The following is a 17706-nucleotide window of genomic DNA, read 5'->3' as shown; positions in this document are numbered from 1 at the left end:
CGCTCGGGCTGCGCGGCGACAGCCGCTGCGGCAGCGCCGGGCCGCCCGCGTCGTCGGAGCCCGCATGCGCGGGCGGGGGCGTCTTGCTTCTGCGGAACATGGACAATCCTGCTCTCGTCCCGCGCCGTCGGCCCCCGGTCCCGACGGGCCGGATCCTCTCGGATCAACGCGGGCGCGCTAGCCCACTCTGATGGGGTTTTGTGGCGAAAATCGAGTTTGCGCGGCGGCGTAGCGAATGCGCAACAGCCCCCTGCCGCATCCGGGAGGGCGCCGTCAGCGAATCCGCCACGCCTTCAGGGCGGAGCCGTCGAGCGGGACCGGATCGAGCCAATCCGCCGTCGTCTCGCTGCGGGCGAGCCGGGCCGTGAAGGCCTTTTCGGTCTTGCCGGGACAGACGGCGAGGTAGGTCGCGCCGGTTGCCGCGGCCTGCCGCCGGACCTCGTCCTCGCTGCCGTCGGCCACCGCGAGCCCGGCGCTCAGCCCGGCGATGGCGCGGTGATACGGGGCGGCGGCGATGGCATGCGGCGTGTGCACGAGGAGGTACGGGCCGAGATCGATCGGCGCGAGCACCGTGCCTGCGGGAAGTCCGGCGAGTACCCGGAATGCCGGCGGCTCCGAGCAGGCCTCCGCCTGGTTCGCCGCCGCCGGATCCACCTGCCGGATGTCCGCGAGCCGCTCGATGAGCCGTCCCCCGAGGAGCCAGACCGGCGCGTTGAGCGCGATGACCGCCACGAGGAACGCGACCCGCTTGACCGTGCCCTCCGTCGGCCGGCCCGCCAGGGTGAGGGCGCGGTCGAGGCAGATGCCGCCGATGATCGGGACGAAGGCGGAGGCGACGTAGAGCCCGCGGAGCTGGAAGAGGGTCTGGACCGCGCCGATCGCGAGGAAGAGGCTCGCGACGACGAAGAGACGCCGATCGGACCTCTCTCGGAAGGCCAGGAGGATGGCGATGCCCGTCGCCACGATGAGCGAGGCGGCGAAGCCGAGACCCTCGGCCGGATGGTCGCGCAGCATCGCGACCAGGGGCTGCATTTCCCTGACCTGGTAGAGCCAGTTCGCGCGGACCGCATCCGGCATCCCGGTGAACGGGCCATGCAGGCAGGACGGGAACAGGACGACGAAGCCCGCGCAGCCCGCGGCGCCGATTCCGGCGGCGAGGGCTGCCCGGGACACCGGCGTCATCGGTCGCAGAGCGAAGGCCCCGGCTGCCAAGACGGCACCGGTGCCGGCGAGCCAGAGCCAGGGCGGGGAGAGGGCGTCGCAGGCATCCGTCGCCCAGAGCGCGGGCGCCGTCTGCAGGCCGAAGAGCAGGGTCGCGCCGAGACCGAGGCTCGCCCCGAACCCGAGCAGGACCGGCAGCGCCGGGCGGCCCGCGCGGATCCAGTCGGCGGCGACGACGAGGCCGGCAAGCGCGATCGGCGGCATCGCCTCGAGCCCCACCGCCATGGAGCAGGCACAGAGAGATCCGGCGAGCGCGCCCGTGCGCCATGTGCGCCGCGATCGCATCAGGCAGAGGCCGGTGCCGAGCAGGAAGACGATCTGCAGGTTGTGGTGATCGATCCGCCCGGGGGCGAACTGCATCATCAGCACGATGGTCTGCGTCGCCGCGAAGAGGGCGAGGATCGCCGCCCGGCCGTTGACCAGCCCGCGCACGCCGCGGACGAGCACCAGGGCGTAGACGGCGAACAGCAGCGGAGGCCAGAAGGCCGTCGTGATGCGTTCGGCGAGCGATGGGCCGACGAGCGGCGTCAATCCGGCGATGGCGGCGGCCATCGGCGCATCGACCAGCCGCGACCAGTGGCTCGCCTCTCCGGCGGGCGGCAGGAAGCGGTGCTGCACCATGTCGAACCAGGATTGCCCGGCGACGAGGTCGCGCACCTCCGCGAGCCGCATGGCGTCGTCGGTGTCGGGGAGGCGCAGGCCCTGCAGCGCCGCGACGAGACTGCCGGAGCCGTAGCAGGCGAACAGGCCGATGCCCGCGAGCAGCCAGGGGATGGCGGGGCTGTCGACGAGGCGACGCGGCGGCGGCGATGTCGCGTCGAGGGAGGAAGCTGCGGCTGTCATCGTGGGCTCAGTGTGCCGGCATCGGGTGCGGAGCCGGGGCACGCGACGCCGCCGTTCCGCGGAGGATCTCGGCGAGGACCGTCAGGTAGAAGGCGAGGAGCGCGACGGGAGCGATCCCGATCCCCAGCATGTTGAGCGGCATCATCACCACCGGGATCAGCCAGGCGGCCAGCAGCCGCGGGCTCACCGCATCGGGGGACGGTCCGACGAGCCGCCAGACGATCACGGCGGCGATGGCCGTGAGATCGTAGTTGAAGGCATAGGGCGTCAGCAGCGGCACGGCGCAGACGACGAGGGTCGTGCGCTGGACCGGATCGGAGGTGCGCCGCACCGCCCAGACCGTGGCGACGAGAACCGGCACGGACACGGCGGCCTGGATCGCCCAGGCGGCCCGGTCGGGCAGGCCGAAACTGCGGGCGCCGGCATAGACCGAGGCCATCATGCAGGGAAAGAAGCCCTCGAATCGCACCAGGATCGCGAGCAGGAAGCTCCGCACGGTGGTCAGGTGCTCGTACCAGGGCTCGATCCCGAATGCGGCAACCGAGACGGCGACGAGCGCCAGCGCAGTCAGGCAGGCCGAGACGATGGTGCGCCAGGCCCCGAGGGCCACGAGGACGAAGGGCAGAACCAGCCCGAGATGCGGCTTGTAGGTCAGCAGGCCGAACAGCACCCCCGCGAGCCAGGGCCGCCGGTCCAGGGACAGCAGGCCGCCGACGAGCAGCGCGCCGGTGAGAAAGCCGTTCTGCCCGCCCACGGTGTTGATCAGGCAGGCCGGCGCGACAAGGAGTAGGAGCAGCGCCCTCGGCCGCTCGGACGGCGCCACACGGGAGAGCGTGACCGCAGCGAAGGCGGCGAAGAGCAGGATGGTCCAGGCGCCTAGGGCCCAGAAATAGGGGAGCTGCGCGAACGGCCACAGCATCAGCAGCGCGAAGGGCGGATAGCTCCAGTTGTGGAAGGGCAGCGGTGTGCCGAAGACCCGGCCGATCGCCTCCGCATAGGCTTTCAGGTCGGTCAGGATCGCGAGTTCGCCGCCGAAGGCAAGGTGCGGGCCCACCCAGTTGTTGATGAAGTCGCGTCCGATCGGATGACCGGTGACATCGAGGCCGCCCGAGGCGGGCCAATAGAATTGCAGGACGATCGGCAGGATCGCGGCGAGGCCGAGCCCGGCGAAGGCGGCCTGGGCGACGGTGCGGACCCGCGCGGCTTTCCGGCGTTCCGCACCGGCCGTCGCATCGTCCGCCGGACCGAAGGGCGCATCCAGGATCATGGCGTGTCTCCTGGCGGCGGCGGGCATGTTCGGCCTCGGCCTTCGACGTCGCCGTGGGAGGCGAGCAGCCTCGTGAGGCTACGGTGCGAGCCTTAACGAAGTCCGATCGGGGGCTCCGGACACGAGGCCGGACCGGCCGATCGCACCGAACGCAACGGCAGGTGAGGCGGCGTTTACCAATCGCGCATTAGAACTTCGTTCACGACGTCGACCGGCCGCCGCCGCACTCGTACGCGTCGCGGAGTTCTCGATGAGCCACCACACCGAGACGCTGGTGATCGGCGCCGGACCGGCCGGGCTGACGGCCGCCTATCTTCTGGCGAAGGCGGGCCGCGAGGTCACGGTGCTGGAGCGCGACCCGGCCCAGGTCGGCGGCATCAGCCGCACCGTCTCGCACGAGGGCTACCTGTTCGACATCGGCGGGCATCGCTTCTTCTCAAAGTCGAAGGCGGTGGTGGACCTCTGGGACGAGATCCTGCCGAACGACTTCATCGACCGCCCGCGCCTCTCGCGGATCTTCTACAAGGGCAAGTACTACGCCTACCCGCTCAAGGCCTTCGAGGCCTTGAAGAATCTCGGTGTGATCGAGAGCGCCGCCTGCGTTCTCTCCTACGCCTATGCCCGCGCCAAGCCGGTGAAGGATCCGAAGACCTTCCACGAGTGGGTGCGCAACCAGTTCGGCGAGCGGCTCTTCTCGATCTTCTTCAAGACCTACACCGAGAAGGTCTGGGGCATGTCCTGCGACGCGATCTCGGCCGATTGGGCCGCGCAGCGCATCAAGGGCCTCGACCTCGCCTCCGCCATCGTCGACGGGGTCTCCCGCTCCCTCGGCCTGCGCCGCAGGCAGAAGGCCGGCGGCCCGGTGATCAAGACGCTGATCGAATCGTTTCGCTATCCCCGCCGCGGCCCCGGCATGATGTGGGAGGCCGCCGCCGAGAAGACCCGGGCGAACGGCGGCAAGGTGCTGCTCGACCGCGGCGTCGAGCGCCTGACCTGGGATGCACGCCTCGGCCTCTGGACCGTCACCGCGCGCCGCGGCGACGGCAGCCTCGAAACCCATACGGCGAAGAACCTCGTCTCCTCCGCCCCGATCCGCGAGCTGGTGGATTCGATCCGCCCGACTCCGCTCTCGATCTTCAACGCGCGCTCCCTGAAGTACCGCGACTTCCTCACCGTCGCCCTGATCGCCAAGGCGCGCGAGGATTTCCCGGACAACTGGATCTACATCCACGACCCGTCGGTGAAGGTCGGCCGCGTGCAGAACTTCCGCTCGTGGTCGCCGGAGATGGTGCCGGATGCCTCGCGCACCTGCCTCGGCCTCGAATATTTCTGCTTCGAGGGCGACGGGCTCTGGAACGCGCCGGATTCCGAGCTGGTGGCGCTGGCCAAGCGCGAGATCGCGCAGATCGGCCTGCTCACGGAGGACGACGTCGTCGACGCCTGCGTCGTGCGCCAGCCCAAGGCCTATCCGGTCTACGACGAGGACTACAAATCCCACGTCGACACCATCCGGCGCGACCTGGAACGCGGCTATCCGAGCCTGCACCTCGTCGGCCGCAACGGCATGCACAAGTACAACAACCAGGACCACGCGATGATGACCGCGATGCTCACGGTGAAGAACATCGTCGCGGGCGAACGCCTGTTCGATACCTGGTGCGTGAACGAGGACGCGGAGTACACCGAGGCCGGCGTCTCGGGGGCCCAGGAGGCCCTGGCGAGCGAGCGGCTGGTGCCGCGGAAGGTGGCGTGAGGCCGCCACCTCCTCTTCCGCACAGGGGGAGAAGGCTTGGTGGCTAAGTGTCTCTCACAAAACTCTCGCTGCACCGTTGGCGCCAGAGAGAGAACTCCCGGTGATCGGGAGTTTTGTGAGGTGCACTAATCCACCCGCCGCATCACCAGCGACGCGTTCGTCCCGCCGAATCCGAAGGAGTTCGACAGCACGACGTCGACCTTCTTGCGCTTCGCCTCGTGCGGCACGAGGTCGATCTTGGTTTCGACGCTCGGGTTGTCGAGGTTGAGCGTCGGCGGCATCACGCCGTCGCGGATCGTCAGCACCGAGAAGATCGCCTCGACCGCGCCGGCCGCGCCGAGCAGGTGGCCGACGGCGGATTTCGTCGAGGACATCGCGACCTTGGGGGCGGAGTCGCCGAGCAGGCGTTCGACGGCCTTGAGCTCCAGCTCGTCGCCGGCCGGGGTCGAGGTGCCGTGGGCGTTGATGTAGTCGATCTGGCTCGGCTGCAGGCCGGCGCGCTTGAGCGCGGCCACCATGCAGCGATAGCCGCCGTCGCCGTCGGGCGAGGGCGAGGTGATGTGGTAGGCGTCGCCCGAGAGGCCGTAGCCGACCACCTCGGCGTACATCTTGGCGCCGCGCGCCTTGGCGTGCTCGTATTCCTCCAGCACGACGATGCCGGCGCCCTCCCCCATCACGAAGCCGTCGCGATCCTTGTCGTAGGGCCGGGAGGCGCGGGTCGGGTCGTCGTTGAAGCCGGTGGAGAGCGCCCGGCAGGCGGCGAAGCCCGCGAGCGCGAGGCGGTTCACCGGCGATTCGGTGCCGCCGGCGACCATCACGTCGGCATCGCCCAGCGCGATCAGCCGGGCAGCGTCGCCGATGGCGTGCGCGCCGGTGGAGCAGGCCGTGACGACGGAATGGTTGGGGCCCTTCAGGCCGTGCGCGATCGAGACCTGGCCCGAGGCGAGGTTGATGATGCGGCCGGGGATGAAGAACGGGGAAATCTTGCGCGGACCCTTCTCGTGGAGGGTGATCGACGCGTCGTAGATGGAGCCGATGCCGCCGATGCCGGAGCCGATGAGCACGCCGGAGGCGCACTGGTCCTCGTAGGTCTGCGGATGCCAGTCGGCGTCGTCGAGGGCCTGGCCGGCGGCGGCCATGGCGTAGACGATGAAGGGGTCGACCTTGCGCTGCTCCTTGGGCTCCATCCAGCGATCCGGATTGAAGGTCCCGTCGGAACCGTCGCCCAGCGGAATGGTGCAGGCGATCTTGCAGGCGAGGTCGTCGACCTCGAAGGCGGTGACCTTCGAGGCGCCGCTATCGCCGGCGACCAGACGGCTCCAGGCATGCTCGACGCCGCTCCCCAACGGCGACACGATCCCCAGCCCCGTCACGACCACCCGACGCATCATGCTATCCCGAACCGATCCCCGTCATCACCGGAAACGCCCGGAGCGGGAGACCGGTTCGACCCGCCCGGGCGTCGTGCCTTGCAGTTCGGCCTCAGGCCGAGTTCTTCTCGAGGAACTTGATCGCATCGCCGACCGTCTGAATGGTCTCGGCGGCGTCGTCCGGGATCTCGACGTTGAACTCTTCTTCGAACGCCATCACCAGCTCGACCGTGTCGAGGCTGTCGGCGCCGAGATCGTCGATGAAGTTCGCGCCTTCGGTCACCTTCTCGGGCTCGACGCCCAGGTGCTCGACGACGATCTTCTTCACGCGCTCAGCGATATCGCTCATCGTTTTTTGTCCTCGTCTTCTCAGATCGATGGTGAAGGCGCCGTGGCCACCCGTCCCGCTCAGGGGATCTTGTCAGGTAGCCGGTGTCCGATCGCGCGTGTTCTCGCAAGCCGTAACCCGCTGAACCGTCAACTCCCCTCGCACGGCTGAGCCGGGTGTTAACACAGGGCTTTGGCTCTGGCGAGAGCGGGTTCAGAAACCGTTCATCGCCGTGGTTTTCGGGTCGTTTGCGCTCTGAACGCGATGCTGCGGAGCAGCAAAATCCGCATGTTCAATACATCGCCATGCCGCCGTTGACGTGCAGCGTCTGGCCGGTGACGTAGGCGGATTCGTCGGCCGCCAGATAGACCGCCGCCGCGCCGATTTCGGCGCCGGTGCCGAGACGGCCCGCGGGCACGCGGGCGAGGATCCCCTCGCGCTGCTTCTCGTTGAGCGCATCGGTCATCGCCGACGTGATGAAGCCCGGCGCGATGCAGTTCACCGTGATGCCGCGGGTGGCGACTTCGGCCGCGAGCGCCTTGGTCATGCCGACGAGGCCGGCCTTGGCGGCGGCGTAGTTGACCTGACCCGGATTGCCCGTGGCGCCGACGACCGAGCCGATGTTCACGATGCGGCCGTGGCGGCGCTTCATCATCCCCCTTGTGGCGGCCCGCGACAGCCGGAAGGCCGCGGTGAGGTTGACCGCGATCACCGCGTCCCACTCGTCGTCCTTCATCCGCATGGAGAGGTTGTCGCGGGTGATGCCGGCATTGTTGACCAGGATGTCGAGCCCGCCGAGGGCGGCTTCCGCCGCCGGCACCAGCGCCTCGACGGACGCCTTGTCGGAGAGGTCGGCCTCGACCACCGCGACGCGCTCCCCGCCGAGTTCGGCCGCGAGTTCGTCGAGCACCGCCCGCCGCGTGCCGGAGAGCGCCACGTGGGCGCCCTGCGCATGAAACGCCCGGGCGATGGCGCCGCCGAGACCGCCGGTGGCGCCGGTGACGAGGGCCTTGCGGCCGGTCAGATCGAACATCGTCAAATCATCCTCAAGCGTAGGCGGCGACGTCGTCGGCCGTGCCGATGGCGCCGGCGGTGGCTCCCGGCGCGATCCGCTTGACCAATCCCGTCAGGACCTTGCCGGCGCCCAATTCGTAAAAGCGGTCGACGCCGGAGGCCGCCATGGCGGCAACGCTCTCGGCCCAACGCACGGTGCCGGTGACCTGCGCCACCAGTGCCTCGCGGATCGCCTCCGGATCGCTCAGCGGTCCGGCGGTGACGTTGGCGTAGATCGGCACCGACGGCGCCCGCATCGAGACCTGACGAAGCGCCTCGCGCATGGCGTCGGCCGCCGGACCCATCAGACTGCAGTGGAAGGGGGCGGAGACGTTGAGCAGGATCGCGCGCTTGACGCCGCGCTTCTGCGCGATGGCCACGGCGCGCTCGATCGCATCCTTGTGGCCCGACAACACGACCTGCCCCGCGCCGTTGTCGTTGGCGACGCCGCAAACCCGACCCTCTGCAGCCTCCTCGGCGATGGCGTGGGCGGTGGCGAGGTCGGGGCCGATCAGCGCCGCCATGGCGCCCTCCCCCGGCGCCACCGCACGCTGCATCGCCTCGCCGCGGATGCGCAGCAGCCGGGCGGTGTCGGCGATCGAGAAAGTGCCGGCGGCGGCGAGCGCGGAATATTCGCCGAGCGAATGGCCGGCGACGCAGGCGGCGTCCCGGGCGATGTCGAGACCGCGCTCGCTTTCGAGCGCCCGCACCACCGCGAGGCTCGCCGCCATCAGGGCCGGCTGGGCGTTGGCCGTGAGCGTCAGCTCCTCGACCGGCCCCTCGAACATGATGCGCGAGAGGTTTTCGCCGAGGGCGTCGTCAACCTCGGCGAAGACGTGGCGCGCCGGCTCGGAGATCGCGGCCAGCGCCTTGCCCATGCCGACGACCTGGCTGCCCTGGCCGGGGAAGATGAAGGCTCGCGTCATGACGTTCGGTCCGTCTCGTGCCGCATCGCCGCGCGCTGCGCCGACGGGTCGGCGGGCGCGGCCTCAAGGCGCGGCGCACTCGCATCGCAGGCCGCGGGTGTCAACAATGCAACGCACAAGCCCGGCGGCGGCCCATCGCGATCGCCTCCACAGCGAGGCGGGCCGCGACAGGACCGGGCGCTTCCCAGTGCCGCGGGTGAGGGCAAGCGCTATCTTAATCGTGGAGACTGGCCTACAGAAGTATATCGTCAGCAACTCGTATCGGGCGCTGATGCCTGAGAGATGAGTGTGCTCCCGCCTGAAAGATTCAGGGGGGCGTATGCCGCGCTATTATTTCGATATCGACGACAGCATTTCGATCCATGACGAGCAGGGGCAGGATTTTTCGGATTCCGCCGCCGCTCAAGCGGAGGCGTTCCGTCGGGCTGCGGTCTATGGCGGCGACCCGGCCAATCTCGAGAAGAGCGGCGTCATCGTCGTCACGGTTCGGGACGGACCGGATTCGGTGGTGGTGCGGGTTCGCCTGATCTGTCAGGTCGACGATCGGAAACCCGGTGCCGGCGCGAATTCGGGCGTGCAGGGATCGATGCCGCATGTCGCATAGTTGGTGAAGCGATGCCGAGGGCAGCCCGCCCTCCGGCAAGACGCAACCCTTGGGTATGCTTCTTTATTTCTTCGACATCAGCGGCAGCGTCCGGATCGCTGACAAGACCGGGCGGCATGTTCGCGATTCGCTCGACCTGCGCGCTCAGGCCCTGATGGAGGCGGCGAGCGTCGCCGCACGCGAATCCCGTCACGGCAAGGAAGCGGAGATCGTCGTGACGGTTCGCGACCTCACGGGCGCGGTCTGCCTCAGGGTTCGCATGTTGTCCCAGGTCGACGTTCCATAAAGCGCCTTCCGGCCAAGTGGTTGCCGCTTGGTCGAAAAAGCGCGTCACGACAAAAGCTTAGGGACGCCGAGCAGATGCGGTCGGATCGGATACGGCTCCAGCAGTCAGCGTCTGGCGTTCCAGCTCGATCATCAGCATCTCGACCAAGGTCCGCACCCGCAACGGCGCGTCGGCGCCGACCAGCCTTTCAAGCTCCTGGCAGAGCCTGATGATCTCGGACATGTCTTTGGATTCGTCGGACATTCGGCCTCGCACGGTGCGACGGTCACGGATCTGCGCGCCGGGAAATAACGTCACGACGGAACGCTAAGTTGCAAGCCGCGTCGGCGGGTTTCATCGTGGATCACGACCGTACGATCGCGCCCGCAAGCATCGAGGCCAAGATACGGACGGCCATGTCAGGATTCGCGTGCATCGGATCGCCGCCTGAACGTTCGACACCGCCCCGATCTTGGAGAACGAAACGATCGACGCGTCACCGGAAAGCTTGCCGATCGGTCGGGTATCCTACGGAGCGGCCGGCTTTATATCTGTTGCGATCACATTCTTCGCTCAGGCTTCGTCGAAGAAGTCCACGCCGCCGGTGTCGAGGCTGTAGGCGGCACCGACCACGCGCAGCTGCCTGTGCTCCAACGGATCGATCAGGGCCGGCTCCGAGGCCGTACGCAGGCGCGAGACGATGCGCGAGACGTTGGCCCGGACCGCGTTCTCGACGAGATCGCCGGGCTTGTCCCTGACCGAGAGCACCGCCGGCACGATCGGCTCGATCATCCGTCCGATGGCGCCGGGATAGACGGTGTTGTTCTTTACGACGTCCACGGCGGCGAGCACCGCGCCGCAGCGGCTGTGGCCCATCACCAGGATCAGCGGCACGCCGAGTTGCGAGACGGCGTACTCGATCGAGCCGAGCGCCGCGGTGTCGACGGTGTTGCCGGCGTTGCGCACGATGAACAACTCGCCGAGCCCGCGTCCGAACAGGATCTCTGGCGAGACGCGGGAATCGGAGCAGCTCACCAGCACGCAGAACGGCGTCTGCGCGAGCGCGATCTCGATGCGGCGCTCGCGGCCCTGGACGGCGCGCACCGGGCTGTCGGTGGAGAAGGACCGGTTGCCGTCCTTCAACGCCTGCAGCGCCCGATCGGGCGTCAGATCGGTCTTCTTGTGGGAGAGTTCCGCGGCGAAGCCGGGCCGTGGAAGCGCGGTTGCCGCGAAGCAGCCGAGCCCGGCGGCGCAGCCGCAGCTCAGGAAGGCGCGTCGATCGAGCTGCTGGCCCACGGTGCACTCCCTCGTCGGATCGAACGACGGCGCTTCCTGTCCCGAAAGCCGTCCCGGACGGTAGCGTGCGGATCGCGGGTTGTAACCCGGATTCGCCCGGCCCGCCGCTTCAGCCCGCCGCCGCAGGTCTGCCGAGGCCGACGACGATCGATTTGGCGAAGGCGTCGACGAGGCCGGCCTCCAGCTTGCCCTCCATGCTCTGGAGGACGCGCAGGGCCTCGCTCTCGGGCATCGGCGCCTTGTACGGCCGCCGCTCGATCAGCGCCGCGTAGATGTCGCAGATCGTGAGCAGACGGACCGGATCGCCGATCGCCGACCCGCTCAGGCCGTCCGGATAGCCCGAGCCGTCGAGCATCTCGTGGTGATGGCGCGTCACCGCCAGCGTGATCGCATCGCAGGAGCCCGACGCCAGCAGGATCTCGTGCCCGATGGCGGCATGCGTGCGCATCACGGTGCGCTCGTCGGGATCGAGCCGGCCAGGCTTGTTCAGGATCGCCGCGGGGATCCGCGACTTGCCGACGTCGTGGACTAGCGCGGCGCGCACCATGCGCTGGGAATCGCCGCCCGACAGGCGGAGCGAGCGTGCGAAGCCGGCCGTGAGGCCGGCCACGAGCAGGCAATGCTGAAAGGTGATGTCGTCGTGCATGCGCACGACCTCCAGCCATCCGGTCAGACCGCCGTCCTTGACGGCGTCCATCACCGGATCGAGCCCGCGCTCGACCTCCTCCATGTCGATGCCGCCGGTCTCGGCCGTGTGGAACATGCTGTTGATGAGCTCGCCCGTGCGCGCGACGTGACGCCGGACGATGAGTTCGGCGATCGTGTCCTCGGGATGGATCTGACGGAACAGGGCCTCCACGACGACGCTCGGGTCGAGCGTGGCGGGAAGGCAGGCCGTCGCCCCCAGGGACTGCGCCTCGTGGACGGCCGCCGCCTGGCTGCTGCGCACGAGATGGATCGCCGGCAGACGCCGCCCTTGGAGGCGGCCGAGCAGCCTGTTGAGGCAAACGCGGGTCTCGGATCGCGTCGGCGTGACGTCGGCGATGATGCCGATGGTGGCGTCGAGATCCGCCCAGTGCTCCTCGACCCCGGCCAGACGGCAATCCGCGACCGGCGCGACGGCTTCCGCGAGATGGCGGCCCCGATCGGGCCGGTCGCTCAGAACCACGACGTTTCCGCTCGCCATCAGGCTTCGGTTCGCGTGCGTTCCCTTCATGTTTGAGCCTTCGTTCCATGGTGGCGTCGCGCTCTTGTGAGCCGAGATGGTTTTCAGAGCGTTCTCGTCGGCGGAGAAAGGCGCGTCCGCGATCGCGTCAAGATTCTGCTCCCCGAATACCGCAATCCTGCGGTCGTCCGGCAGGATCGGATACTTGAAGTAAAGCTTTGCTGCCGCGTCTCGAAACATCGCGAGAAATCCAGCAACGGCTCGAAAACCATGTATCGCAGTATCACGAATTCCGTCGTGTCGTCGACGGAGCGTCGCGGGCGAGCCGTCTTGCGCGCAGCTCTCCGAGATCCGTTCGGCGCGCCGACATTCGGGATCGAAGTGCATTTCCGGTGTCTGCGCACCCGAACGCCGCGTTCCGTCGGCCCGGGCCCGGAGCCCCCGGTCCGACCGGCGCGGGCCGCGCTTGTTGCAGGGCCGCATCGGGTGTAAGGAGCTGGTTCATACCGCAACACTCCGTATACCTTGGGAAGGGGCCGCTCCGCATGGCTCGCGTCACCGTCGAAGACTGCATCGAGAAGGTCGAGAACCGGTTCGAGCTGGTGCTGCTCGCCAGCCACCGTGCGCGCCTGCTCGCCTCCGGCGCCCCGCTGACCGTCGATCGCGACCGCGACAAGAACCCCGTCGTGGCGTTGCGCGAGATCGGCGACGCGACCATCACGGCCGACGACCTCAAGGAGCAGCTGATCCATTCGCTGCAGAAATACGTCGAGGTCGACGAGCCGGAGGCCGAGACCGTGCCGCTGCTGTCGAGCTCGCCCGCGGCCGCATCCGTTGCGCCGCCATCGGCCAACGGCGACGAAAGCGCGCCGAACTTCGACCGCATGAGCGAGGAAGACCTGCTCCGCGGCCTCGAGAACCTCGCGCCGCCGACCGAGACCGACGACGAGGGCGACTGAGCCGCCGCGTTCACACCGCGATGTCTGAACGAGCCCGGTCGCAAGGCCGGGCTTCTTCGTTTCGGCCTTCCCGGTGTGTCGGCCGCATAAACGCGACCCCATATCCACGCGATCGTGTCTGGTGCCGGGCGCGCCGATGCGGGAATACTCCCGCTTTCGGGTCTCTGGCCGTGTTTGCGGAAGGTGATGTCGGCGGATGATGCGCCAGTACGAACTCGTCGAGCGGGTCAAACGCTACAACCCGGCCACCGACGAGGCTCTCCTCAACCGAGCCTACGTCTACGCGATGCGCGCCCACGGCACCCAGAAGCGGGCCTCGGGCGATCCCTTCTTCGCACATCCGCTGGAAGTGGCCGCGATCCTCACCGATCTGCGGCTCGACGATGCCACCATCGTCGCGGCCGTCCTGCACGACACCGTCGAGGACACGGCGGCGACGCTCGAGGAGATCGGCCGGCTGTTCAGCCCCGAGATCCGGGCGCTGGTCGACGGCCTGACCAAGCTCAAACGGCTCGACCTCGTCTCGAAGCGCGCCGTGCAGGGCGAGAACTTCCGCAAGCTCCTGCTGGCTGTGGCCGAGGACGTGCGCGTGCTCCTCGTGAAGCTCGCCGACCGCCTGCACAACATGCGCACCCTGAGCTTCATGAAGCCCGAGAAGCGCGCCCGCATCGCCGAGGAGACCCTCGACATCTACGCGCCGCTTGCCGGCCGCATGGGCATGCAGGAGCTGCGCGACGAGCTGGAGGACCTCTCCCTCCAGAACCTCAAGCCGGAGGTCTACGCCACCATCGCCAAGCGGCTGGAGGCGTTCTCCGAGACCTCCCGCAGCCTGATCGCGACCATCGAGAAGGATCTGACCGCGCGCCTCGCGGTGCGGGGCATCCCGGCCGAGGTGAAGGGGCGGCTCAAGAAGCCCTATTCGATCTGGTCGAAGATGGAGCGCAAGTCCGTCGCCTTCGAGCAGCTCTCCGACATCGTCGGCTTCCGCGTCGTCGTCGGCACCACGCCCGAATGCTACGGCGCGCTCGGCGTCGTCCACACCAGCTGGCCGACCGTGCCCGGCCGCTACAAGGACTACATCTCGACGCCGAAGCAGAACGACTATCGCTCGATCCACACCACGGTGATCGGGCCGAAGCGCCAGCGCGTCGAACTGCAGATCCGCACCTACGCCATGGACGAGATCGCCGAATACGGCATCGCCGCGCATGCGCAGTACAAGGAGGACGGCGAGCGCGACGACGCCGAGAACCGCCCGAGGCTGGCCACCGAGAGTGGGGCCTACCAGTGGCTGCGCCGCACCATCGAACTCCTGGCCGAGGGCGATTCCCCGGAAGAATTCCTGGAGCACACCAAGCTCGAACTCTTCCAGGACCAGGTCTTCTGCTTCACGCCGAAGGGCCGCCTCATCGCCCTGCCCCGCGGCGCCACGCCGATCGACTTCGCCTATGCGGTGCATACCGACGTCGGCAACTCGGCGGTGGGGGCCAAGATCAACGGCCGCATGGCCCCGCTGCTGCACGAACTCGCCAACGGCGACGAGGTCGAGATTTCCCGCTCGGACGGCGCCTCGCCGCCGGCCGCGTGGGAGTCCCTCGTCGTCACCGGCAAGGCCCGCGCCGCCATCCGCCGCGCCACCCGCACCGCCGTGCGGCGGCAATATGCCGGCCTCGGCCGCCAGATCCTCGATCGCGCCTTCGAGCGCGCGGGCAAGAGCTTCACGGAGGAGAAGCTGCGGGGCTCCCTGCCGCGGCTCGCCCGCGCCACGCCCGACGACGTCTTCGCGGCGGTGGGCCGCGGCGAGATGTTCTCGGGCGACGTGGTCAAGGCGGTCTATCCGGACTTCAAGGACAACCGCAGCACGGGCTCGCCGGGCTCGGCCCAGGGCGGCGCCGACGGGGCCGGCCGGCTCAGCCGCAAGGACCAGACGATCCGCCTGACCTTTCCCGAGGGCGGGGCCGTGCCGGACGCAGGGATCCCGATCCGCGGCGTCGCCGGCGACCTGCCGGTGAGCTTCGCCCCGAATGGCGGTGCGGTGCCCGGCGACCGCATCGTCGGCATCCTGACGCCCGGCATCGGCGTGACGATCTACCCGATCCAGTCGGCGGCGCTCGCCGATTTCGACAACGAGCCCGAGCGCTGGCTCGACGTGCGCTGGGACGTAGAGGCCGGCTCCAACGAACGCTTCCCCGCCCGCCTCATGGTGGAGTCGATCAACGAGCCCGGCGTGCTGGCCCAGATCTCCCAGGTCATCGCCGACCACGACGGCAACATCGACAACGTCAAGATGACCCGCCGCACCCAGGACTTCACCGACATCGTCATCGATCTCGCCGTCTGGGACCTGAAGCACCTCAACGCCATTGTGATGGAATTGCGGGCGAAGCGCTCGGTGAGCCGGGCGGAGCGGATGAACGGGTGAGGTGGAGAGACACCGTTTGACGGAATAAGTTTTCGTACGTACAAAAAGCTGTGACGATCATCTACGACGAGTCGAAGCGACAGGCGAACATCGCCAAGCATGGATTCGACTTCTCGGAGTTCGAGGCGGCCTTCAGCTTCGACCGGTTCGTGACCCTGCCCGCCAAGGCCAGCAGGACTGGGCGCATCCGCTTCACGCTGGTCGGGACGTGGAAAGGGGCGACTGTCGTCGTCGCGATCGTCTCGCCACTGGGAACCGAGGCGGTCTCGCTCGTCAGCATTCGCCACGCCAACGCGAAGGAAAGGGCCGTCCATGACCAAGCCTGAACACGCCCCCGGCTACGTTCCGAACGAGGCCTACAGTCAGGAGGACTGGGACGAGGTCTCGGACAATCCGGAACTGACGGACGAGCAGCTGGCGCAGCTGCGGCCTGCAAAGGACGTGCTGCCGCCGGCGCTCTATGAGGCGCTGGTGAACCGGGGCGGCCGACCGCCGGCCGTCATCCGCAAGGTGCCGGTGACGATCCGGCTCGACCCGCACGTCGTCGACGCCTTCAAGGCCACCGGGCCGGGCTGGCAGACCCGCATGAACGACGCCCTCGCAAAAGCCGCCACCGGCCTTCCGCGTGCGTGACGGGCCATGACAGAACCAACCAGCGTTCGGGGCCGGTAGCCACGCATCATCCGGAGCCTTGCCTCCACGGCCCCCGCTTGCGAGAAGCCGTGCGCTTTTCCCGCTCCGCGAAGGCCCTGCCCGCATGACCCCTGAGGCCGTCCTCGACGAATTCCGCGATGCCGGCGCATTGCTGCAGGGGCACTTCATTCTCAGCTCCGGCCTGCACTCGCCGACCTTCCTGCAGAAGATGACGATCTTTTCCGATCCCGCGCGCACCGAGCGGCTCTGCCGCGCCCTGGCCGCGGCGATCACCGAGCGGTTCGGGCGGATCGACATCGTGGTCTCCCCGGCGATCGGCGGCATCATCCCCGGTTACGAGACGGCACGGCATCTCGGCGCGCGGGCGATCTTCGTCGAGCGCGATCCCGGCAAGCCGTTCCAGCTCCGGCGCGGCTTCAGCATCCCCGCCGGCACGCGCGCCGTGATCGTCGAGGACATCGTCTCCACGGGGCTGTCGGCGCGCGAATGCCTCGCCTCGCTTGCCTCCGAGGCCGGCGAGATCGTCGGCGCGGCCTGCCTGATCGATCGCTCGGGTGGTCGTGGCGAGATCGGCCTGCCGCTGGTTTGCCTCGCCGCCCTCGACATCCCGGCCTACCCCGCCGACGCGCTGCCGCCCGAACTCGCGGCCCTGCCCGCGGTGAAGCCCGGCAGCCGGGCGATCCCGGCGGCGTAAGCGCGGGAGCGTCGATCGTCTCGACGCGCGGTTGTTCGCAAAGGCTTCGTGCCCGCGGCCGCGCGATCGACGGGCCGGCGGCAAGCAAAACCTTGCTTTAGCTTGACAGAGCTGCCGATTTTTACCAAGACTAGTCGCTGTCGACTGTGTCTGTTTTTCGATGCAGGAAAGCTGTTTTTCCTCGCGGGCCGTCCCGCCGCATAAATTTGAAAGGTTTTAAAGCCGAATACACGTGCGCCCTCGCGGTCACGGGCGGCGTTGCCACACGCGCAAAACCCCATTCGGCTCCCGGCTGACATCAGTCGCGCCATCATCATTCCCATTGCCTTTCCAGTACAACGGATTTTTCAATGCCGGCACAGCAGCGCAGCGCCCTCTTCATCGACGGCGCAAATCTCTACGCCACCACCAAGGCCCTCGGTTTCGACATCGACTACAAGCGGCTCCTGAAGGAGTTCCAGGCCCGCGACAATCTCATCAGGGCTTTCTACTATACGGCCATGATCGAGGACCAGGAATACTCTTCGATCCGCCCGCTGATCGATTGGCTCGACTACAACGGCTATCGCGTCGTCACCAAGCCGGTGAAGGAGTTCACGGATTCGGCCGGCCGGCGCAAGATCAAGGGCAACATGGACATCGAGCTCGCGATCGATGCGCTCGAGCTCGCCCCGCATATCGACCAGATGTACCTGTTCTCCGGCGACGGCGATTTCCGCTCGCTGGTGGAGGCGATGCAGCGCCGTGGCGTTCGTGTGACCGTGGTCTCGACCATCCAGACCCAGCCCGCGATGATCGCCGACGACCTGCGCCGGCAATGCGACGAGTTCGTCGACCTGACCCAGCTCATCGCCCGCGTCGGTCGCGACCCCGGCGACCGCCCGGC

At 68.4% G+C, this 17706-nt stretch carries 18 protein-coding genes; 9 read left to right on the top strand and 9 right to left on the bottom strand.

Features of this window, described 5'->3' with window-relative positions; genetic code table 11:
• Window positions 1-273: 273 nt before the first annotated feature.
• Window positions 274-2064: a hypothetical protein gene (locus tag FV217_RS18475; RefSeq protein WP_147818643.1), complete on the bottom strand. Its 1791-nt coding sequence runs from the start codon at window positions 2062-2064 to the stop codon at window positions 274-276.
• Between the two features lie 7 nt (window positions 2065-2071).
• Window positions 2072-3331, bottom strand: coding sequence for a glycosyltransferase family 87 protein (locus tag FV217_RS18470; RefSeq protein ID WP_187272625.1), 1260 nt, complete (start codon window positions 3329-3331; stop codon window positions 2072-2074).
• Window positions 3332-3581: 250 nt separating this feature from the next.
• On the opposite strand from FV217_RS18470, the gene FV217_RS18465 reads away from it, so the two are divergent.
• On the top strand, window positions 3582-5084 hold the full coding sequence (locus tag FV217_RS18465) for an NAD(P)/FAD-dependent oxidoreductase (protein ID WP_147818639.1): 1503 nt from the start codon (window positions 3582-3584) through the stop codon (window positions 5082-5084).
• 125 nt (window positions 5085-5209) lie between these two features.
• Here the strand turns inward: FV217_RS18465 and fabF are convergent, their stop codons facing one another.
• The 4 genes from fabF to fabD all read right to left on the bottom strand — a co-directional run bounded on the left by fabF (window position 5210) and on the right by fabD (window position 8761).
• Window positions 5210-6472 (bottom strand): beta-ketoacyl-ACP synthase II, encoded by a 1263-nt coding sequence (fabF, locus tag FV217_RS18460; protein WP_147818649.1) that lies wholly within the window; start codon window positions 6470-6472, stop codon window positions 5210-5212.
• 94 nt (window positions 6473-6566) lie between these two features.
• Window positions 6567-6803, bottom strand: a complete 237-nt coding sequence (locus FV217_RS18455) for an acyl carrier protein (RefSeq protein ID WP_147045707.1) — start codon at window positions 6801-6803, stop codon at window positions 6567-6569.
• 271 nt (window positions 6804-7074) lie between these two features.
• Entirely contained in the window at window positions 7075-7815 is a 741-nt protein-coding gene (gene fabG / locus FV217_RS18450; RefSeq protein WP_147818637.1) for a 3-oxoacyl-[acyl-carrier-protein] reductase, read from the bottom strand.
• Window positions 7816-7828: 13 nt separating this feature from the next.
• Entirely contained in the window at window positions 7829-8761 is a 933-nt protein-coding gene (gene fabD, locus FV217_RS18445; RefSeq protein WP_147818635.1) for an ACP S-malonyltransferase, read from the bottom strand.
• Between the two features lie 319 nt (window positions 8762-9080).
• On the opposite strand from fabD, the gene FV217_RS18440 reads away from it, so the two are divergent.
• Window positions 9081-9365, top strand: coding sequence for a hypothetical protein (locus tag FV217_RS18440; RefSeq protein WP_147818633.1), 285 nt, complete (start codon window positions 9081-9083; stop codon window positions 9363-9365).
• A 49-nt stretch (window positions 9366-9414) separates the two neighbouring features.
• Entirely contained in the window at window positions 9415-9651 is a 237-nt protein-coding gene (locus tag FV217_RS18435) for a hypothetical protein (RefSeq protein WP_147818631.1), read from the top strand.
• A gap of 57 nt (window positions 9652-9708) precedes the next feature.
• Here the strand turns inward: FV217_RS18435 and FV217_RS23015 are convergent, their stop codons facing one another.
• The 3 genes from FV217_RS23015 to FV217_RS18425 form a co-directional block, all read right to left on the bottom strand.
• A complete protein-coding gene (locus tag FV217_RS23015) occupies window positions 9709-9894 on the bottom strand; it encodes a hypothetical protein (protein WP_187272624.1) in 186 nt (61 codons plus the stop codon).
• A 309-nt stretch (window positions 9895-10203) separates the two neighbouring features.
• A complete protein-coding gene (locus tag FV217_RS18430; protein ID WP_210245151.1) occupies window positions 10204-10926 on the bottom strand; it encodes a carbonic anhydrase in 723 nt (240 codons plus the stop codon).
• A 109-nt stretch (window positions 10927-11035) separates the two neighbouring features.
• Window positions 11036-12142: an HD domain-containing phosphohydrolase gene (locus FV217_RS18425; protein ID WP_238231707.1), complete on the bottom strand. Its 1107-nt coding sequence runs from the start codon at window positions 12140-12142 to the stop codon at window positions 11036-11038.
• A gap of 494 nt (window positions 12143-12636) precedes the next feature.
• On the opposite strand from FV217_RS18425, the gene rpoZ reads away from it, so the two are divergent.
• The 6 genes from rpoZ to FV217_RS18395 form a co-directional block, all read left to right on the top strand.
• On the top strand, window positions 12637-13050 hold the full coding sequence (gene rpoZ / locus FV217_RS18420) for a DNA-directed RNA polymerase subunit omega (RefSeq protein ID WP_147818630.1): 414 nt from the start codon (window positions 12637-12639) through the stop codon (window positions 13048-13050).
• Between the two features lie 196 nt (window positions 13051-13246).
• Window positions 13247-15472, top strand: a complete 2226-nt coding sequence (locus FV217_RS18415; protein WP_147818629.1) for a bifunctional (p)ppGpp synthetase/guanosine-3',5'-bis(diphosphate) 3'-pyrophosphohydrolase — start codon at window positions 13247-13249, stop codon at window positions 15470-15472.
• A 50-nt stretch (window positions 15473-15522) separates the two neighbouring features.
• The gene (locus tag FV217_RS18410; protein WP_147818628.1) at window positions 15523-15798 is read left to right on the top strand and encodes a BrnT family toxin; all 276 of its coding nucleotides are present in this window, start codon (window positions 15523-15525) and stop codon (window positions 15796-15798) included.
• Window positions 15785-16105 (top strand): BrnA antitoxin family protein, encoded by a 321-nt coding sequence (locus tag FV217_RS18405; RefSeq protein ID WP_147818627.1) that lies wholly within the window; start codon window positions 15785-15787, stop codon window positions 16103-16105. The genes FV217_RS18410 and FV217_RS18405 overlap by 14 nt, the downstream gene beginning before the upstream one ends.
• Before the next feature lie 124 nt (window positions 16106-16229).
• Window positions 16230-16820: an orotate phosphoribosyltransferase gene (gene pyrE, locus FV217_RS18400; protein ID WP_147818626.1), complete on the top strand. Its 591-nt coding sequence runs from the start codon at window positions 16230-16232 to the stop codon at window positions 16818-16820.
• Window positions 16821-17170: 350 nt separating this feature from the next.
• On the top strand, window positions 17171-17706 hold a 536-nt coding region (locus FV217_RS18395), incomplete at its 3' end, for an NYN domain-containing protein (protein WP_147818625.1).

Origin of the sequence: Methylobacterium sp. WL9 (genome assembly GCF_008040035.1) — a bacterium.
Lineage (GTDB): Bacteria > Pseudomonadota > Alphaproteobacteria > Rhizobiales > Beijerinckiaceae > Methylobacterium > Methylobacterium thuringiense.
The sequence above is the reverse complement of the archived record's forward strand: the minus strand, read 5'-3'. Positions and strand labels throughout refer to the sequence as shown.